At 61.2% G+C, this 4703-nt stretch carries 7 protein-coding genes; all 7 read right to left on the bottom strand.

Annotation, left to right across the window (positions count from 1 at the left end):
• Nucleotides 1–246 precede the first annotated feature (246 nt).
• Nucleotides 247–561: a hypothetical protein gene (locus ACEVQ6_RS23425; RefSeq protein WP_374891457.1), complete on the bottom strand. Its 315-nt coding sequence runs from the start codon at nucleotides 559–561 to the stop codon at nucleotides 247–249.
• A 306-nt stretch (nucleotides 562–867) separates the two neighbouring features.
• Nucleotides 868–1290 (bottom strand): capsid cement protein, encoded by a 423-nt coding sequence (locus ACEVQ6_RS23420; RefSeq protein WP_374891456.1) that lies wholly within the window; start codon nucleotides 1288–1290, stop codon nucleotides 868–870.
• Between the two features lie 15 nt (nucleotides 1291–1305).
• Complete coding sequence (locus ACEVQ6_RS23415; protein ID WP_374891455.1) at nucleotides 1306–2172, bottom strand: hypothetical protein; 867 nt, start codon at nucleotides 2170–2172, stop codon at nucleotides 1306–1308.
• A gap of 56 nt (nucleotides 2173–2228) precedes the next feature.
• Nucleotides 2229–2870, bottom strand: coding sequence for a major capsid protein (locus ACEVQ6_RS23410; protein WP_374891454.1), 642 nt, complete (start codon nucleotides 2868–2870; stop codon nucleotides 2229–2231).
• 191 nt (nucleotides 2871–3061) lie between these two features.
• Entirely contained in the window at nucleotides 3062–3613 is a 552-nt protein-coding gene (locus tag ACEVQ6_RS23405; protein WP_374891453.1) for a hypothetical protein, read from the bottom strand.
• Between the two features lie 78 nt (nucleotides 3614–3691).
• On the bottom strand, nucleotides 3692–4129 hold the full coding sequence (locus tag ACEVQ6_RS23400) for a hypothetical protein (protein ID WP_374891452.1): 438 nt from the start codon (nucleotides 4127–4129) through the stop codon (nucleotides 3692–3694).
• A gap of 371 nt (nucleotides 4130–4500) precedes the next feature.
• Nucleotides 4501–4703 (bottom strand): hypothetical protein (locus ACEVQ6_RS23395; protein WP_374891451.1); only part of this gene is annotated, 203 nt, incomplete at its 5' end.

The following is a 4703-nucleotide window of genomic DNA, read 5'->3' as shown; positions in this document are numbered from 1 at the left end:
AGCAATCCACGCATGGACTGAAAAATGCCCAAACCGAAAATGCATACCAATCTCCAAAGCGTGAGCCGTGTACTGTGCCGGATTATCTATGCGCGCTATTCCGGGTTACCTTTCGCGCTGGACATGTTACTGATAATCCGGAATAGCGGTCTTTATGCGGGAATGTGTCATAAGGTCCGGAAGGATCCGGGAGTGACCGTTATTCGAGTGAGCCAGAGAAAAGTCCAAGATCGCTGTAAAGGCACTTTAACGTCGCCTTACGCTCGACAGGAAGCGGTGGATCGACGAACGCGATGGAGCGTCTCGCCCGAACTTCTTGAATGTCGCCGCCGTCAACTCGATGATCGTCATCTTCTCGAAATGGTCGAGGATGAACTCGGCAAGCTCCGGATTGCGGGCGATGCGGGAGTGCGAGACCGCGCGGTATCGAGAAATGAGCGCGCGGCTGTTCGATTGTTCCGCAGCATCTTTGAGCGCCTGGAATTCTGCGATCGGCACGGCAATGACATCGTCGGCGAAAACATGCTTTCCGCAGGTCTTGCAGGCCTCGATTCGATTCATCTTCCAAAACCCCAACCATTGTAGTAATATTCCGAAGCCAAGCGTGGTGTGGCGGCCGATCCGCATCCTTAAGCTACGCGGGTGAAGCGCCCCGGATCGGAGGGGCGCTTTCTCGTTTTGATAGCCGCCGGTGAGCGGGCGATATCACGGAATTCCTGCGAGGCGGCAGACACCCTTGCCGCCTCGCTTTTCATCCCGCGCCAGTTCATCCGTGGTCGCGGGAGAAAGGAAACCCGGCGGCGCGGGTGACGCCGCCGGGCCATCGGACGGGAAGCCGAAATCTTCCCGCCTTCACCTCGTCGCCGGTCAGCGCCGAAGAAAAACCTCGACGAACTTGCCGGCACCGCTGGAGAGCTCCAGCGCGTCGGCGAAGATGAATTCCGGCGTGTCGCCACCGGTGAAGATCGTGTTGCCGTTCGCGGCCGACGAGGTGACGGCCGTCGCGCCGGCCGCAAGCGCCAGCTTGCCGGCAGAGGCGATCGCGCGGCCCTGATTGTCCACGATCAGGCTCGCGCCGACCGCGAATGCGCCGCCGGTCTCGATGACGGTCGTTCCCGCCACGTCGACATCGCTCAGGCCGCCGTCGTCGGCCGGCCTCGGCGAAACGCCTATGACCTTCTGCCCCTGCGTCGTCGCCTGCGCGCCGTTGAAGCCGATCGCCCGTTTCTCGGCGACGGCTCCCGAGGCCGTGAAGGTCAAGACAAGTGCCGGAATGCTCTGTTTCGGCATGAAAGGTCTCCGCTGTCAGCGTTTCGGCACGTTGCGCTCTGCCTCGCGCACGGCTTCGAAATAGGTGCCGCCATGCTTCTTCATGTGCTGGTAGGCGAAGGCATGCACCTCCGTCATGTAGGGGTCGGCCGTGTAGCCCTCCGGCAACGTCATGTCGTCGTCGCCTTCGGAGAATTCGGCCTTGCAAAGCTCGCCCTCGATCGCCTGCATCGGCAGCTTCGACAGGAAGTCGAGGAACCACTGCGACTGCGCGTGCGTGCGTGTCTCAGCCCCTTCGGAGAAGGAAATCTCGTCCTGATCCGACAGGCTTTCGCAGAACGCGACCGCGCCGGGAACAAGGCCGATCGGAAACCGCCCCTCGCGGCAAATCCGGTTGATCGTCTCCGCGTCCTTCTGTCGCTTCCACTCGCGTTCGCGCATGTCGAGGCGATGTTCGCGCAGGCTCAGCATGTCCTCTTCCATGAAGAACAGGTCTTCCGCCTCGGAAAACTGGATGGCGTTCAAGCCCTTGACGGCCGGCGGCTCCGCGCCGAGGAAGCCAACGTGGCGAAGATAGTAGCGGCCGGGCTTCGGATTGCTCTTCGATGACGGCGGATAGAAGGCCGGCGACACCTTCTTGTAAGCGCCGCTGCGCACGATCTCGGAGAACTCCGGGTTCCCCTGACGCGGCAGGGCGTAGAGCCCGTCCGGCCGCGCTTCCAGCTTCTTGACCCAGCCATAGGCCGGAGCGTCGGTCTTCGGGTGGCCGACGACGATCGGCGCTTCATGGGTGCGCGGATCGTAGGCGGCGGCGATGGCGCGAAGATCGGTGTCCGAGAACGTGACCGCCGCGCCCTGATTGCTCGTATGCCTGCCGGCGCGGGTGAGGTGGATGCTCTTCATCGCCGCTACTCCACCAGCGCCGGGGACTGGATGAGGAAGCCAGCCGACATGCCGGCCTACACCGGCTGGCGTTCACAGGTGACGCCGTAGATCCAGCTTTTCACGTTTGGTTCCCAGTACGGCGTTTCCACGAAGGGGTGGCCGGTCATAGTGTAGGTGTAGCCGTAGCTCGGCTCCTCCTGCCCGCCCGGCTTGGCAGGCGCATAGGCGAGAACGGCATAGTTGCCCCAGACATCGGAGAAGGCGCCGGCATCGTCGGCGACGACGGCGCGGCCTTCAACGACCTGGTCGAGCTCGAAGAGCTTCGCCAGCATGTCGGCCGTCACGATGTCGACGTTGCGGAAGCGGTTGGTGATGTACTCGTTGTCCTTCAGGGCCGCATAGGCGACCGGCCCGAGCACCATGACGTTCGGATACATGCCGCAGGAACTGCGGATCGCCTGCCGGGCCTCGGAAATGATCGCCGTCGGCTTGCTGCTGGCATGCTTCCACTGGTCGGTTCCGGACAGCGTTTCCTTGTGCGCGGCGTCGTAGTTCGCAGCGTTGGTGGCAAGCCGCGCCTGATCGTTCTCCAGCGTCAGGGTCAGCGAATTCATAACCTTGCTGCTGGCACGCATGCCAAGATCAATGCCGGGAACGGCCGACGCGTCACGGGCATATTCGCGCGGCACCTTGCTCTCAAGGGTGTCCTTCACCATCGCATAGCGCTTGCCTTCGTAGCCGAACTCGATGCGCTTCGTCGCGCCGCCGGCCGCGCGACGGGCGTTGTAGAGTATGAAGTCTTCCTTGCCGAACTCGATGACCTAGCCGGCGGAGACTTCGACATCGACGGAAGGAAAGAGAAGATGGCCGACATGCCCGGCCTGACGATAGCCGCGAACGTGGCAGGTCAAAACCGGATCGACAACGGGCTACGGGCAGCGTTCAACGCCATAAGAGTGCGTCCTTGACACGAGAGAGGGAGGTGACGGAAGCGGCGGTCATTCGGTGTCCGCCTCCAGCCGGGAAAGCTGGTCTTCGACGTTCCTGCGAAGCTTCTTGAGGAGTTTCCTCCGCCGCTCGCCTGAATTGGTCGATGGATCGCGAAGGTAGTTTCGGATCGACACTTCGGAGACTTGCAACTGCCGTGCGATTTCCAGAACCGGCATGTTCCGTGCCCGGAGGTAGCGGGCAAGGAACGGCCGGTTTCGCGAATGCGCTGAATGCCCGCCCCGAGACGCCGAGCCAGCGCCGCCGCCTTTTCCGGCCCGATCGTCTGCACAATCTTGCTCCGGGATTGATGGCCCCGTGTTTCCGAGGCAATATACAGGGAAACGCCGCCGAGCGTGCGGAACAGGTGAGCGGCATCATCCATGCCGAGCACCTCGATATAGTCCCGCAGATTGGCGGGGATGCTGTCGCTCAAGAGCTTGCCGCTCGCATCGGGCCATGAAATGTTCATGGTCGCGATACTGGAATACCCGCAAGATGCTTTCCATTCGCAAGCGGGTTGCGCGCAAACGGGCTGAGGCGAAGGTACTCATATTTTCAGCTTCGCGCGGCTAAAACGGCCCCCTAGAGCCAGCAGGCCTACACGGCGGGCTTCATCGTCCTTGAGGCACTCTCTGACGGTCGTGTCAGTCATCCGCAATCGCGCAGCTATAAAGTTCACGCTGCGACCCCTTGACCGAAGATAACGGCAAAGAAATTCTTTTGCGAGCGGCACACGGAAGTGACCCGGTTCAAGCCGAGAAGCCTGCATTAGGGCAATGCCTTGAACGCCAACAGCCCTTGAAAGTTTTGTCCGGCGTCCATTCACCGCACCATAGCGTGGCGGCAGGTAGTTCCAGCTTCCGCCGAGGATAAGGAAGAGCCGGGCGGCTTTATCGATGCCCAGGGCCTCGATATAGGGCCATGCTGCAGCGTCGATCCTACCGCTGATCTCGTTCCCCTTGCTGTCTTTCCATGTGATCCGCATGAACGGTAACATACCGTTGGGTATTGACTTGATTATACCCACAACGGTTTGTGGACGGCCTGCCCTCTATGTTTGAAGGTGAGGCGCGGCGGGGCCTCGCATGAACCCCGCATGGCGATCCCGTCGAGAACGACGGTCCTACGGCCGCGAGAATAACACCGTGTCGCGCGCCTTGACGCAGGTCATCCGCACAGCCGGATTCCCTGCAACCGACCTGCCTACGGAGGACGGCTGGCGTCTCGACAGGGCCGATGTCGTGATGATCCTCGAAACTTTTTAAAACGGCAAGAGGCGCAATCTTCCGACCGGGACGCACTCCCGGTCGCTTTGACCGCAAAACCGCGCCTACGGACTTTGAAGGCGCTTCAAAATCAATTCTGTTTGCGATCGGCCATTGCCTTGAGCGAGGAAATAACCTTCGCCGCCTTCTTGTTGTCCACGAAGCGCAGCGAGGACACTTTGTGGAAGTGTTCCAGCCAGCGATTCAGTTCAGTGTCGATCGTGTCCCAGGAGGTGGTGTAGCTTGGACAACCCCGGCTCATCCCGGAGGACCGGATGAGTGTCAGCTTGCGGC

The sequence above is a fragment of the Ensifer soli genome, from assembly GCF_041928815.1.
Taxonomy (GTDB): domain Bacteria; phylum Pseudomonadota; class Alphaproteobacteria; order Rhizobiales; family Rhizobiaceae; genus JBHFEI01.
The sequence above is the reverse complement of the archived record's forward strand: the minus strand, read 5'-3'. Positions and strand labels throughout refer to the sequence as shown.

Excerpts from the sequence above, each read along its gene's own strand:
- ACEVQ6_RS23425 (WP_374891457.1), bottom strand. The coding sequence starts at position 561 with ATGAATCGAATCGAGGCCTGCAAGACCTGCGGAAAGCATGTTTTCGCC.
- ACEVQ6_RS23420 (WP_374891456.1), bottom strand. The coding sequence starts at position 1,290 with ATGCCGAAACAGAGCATTCCGGCACTTGTCTTGACCTTCACGGCCTCG.
- ACEVQ6_RS23405 (WP_374891453.1), bottom strand. The coding sequence starts at position 3,613 with ATGAACATTTCATGGCCCGATGCGAGCGGCAAGCTCTTGAGCGACAGC.
- ACEVQ6_RS23400 (WP_374891452.1), bottom strand. The coding sequence starts at position 4,129 with ATGCGGATCACATGGAAAGACAGCAAGGGGAACGAGATCAGCGGTAGG.
- ACEVQ6_RS23415 (WP_374891455.1), bottom strand. The coding sequence starts at position 2,172 with ATGAAGAGCATCCACCTCACCCGCGCCGGCAGGCATACGAGCAATCAG.
- ACEVQ6_RS23410 (WP_374891454.1), bottom strand. The coding sequence starts at position 2,870 with ATGGTGAAGGACACCCTTGAGAGCAAGGTGCCGCGCGAATATGCCCGT.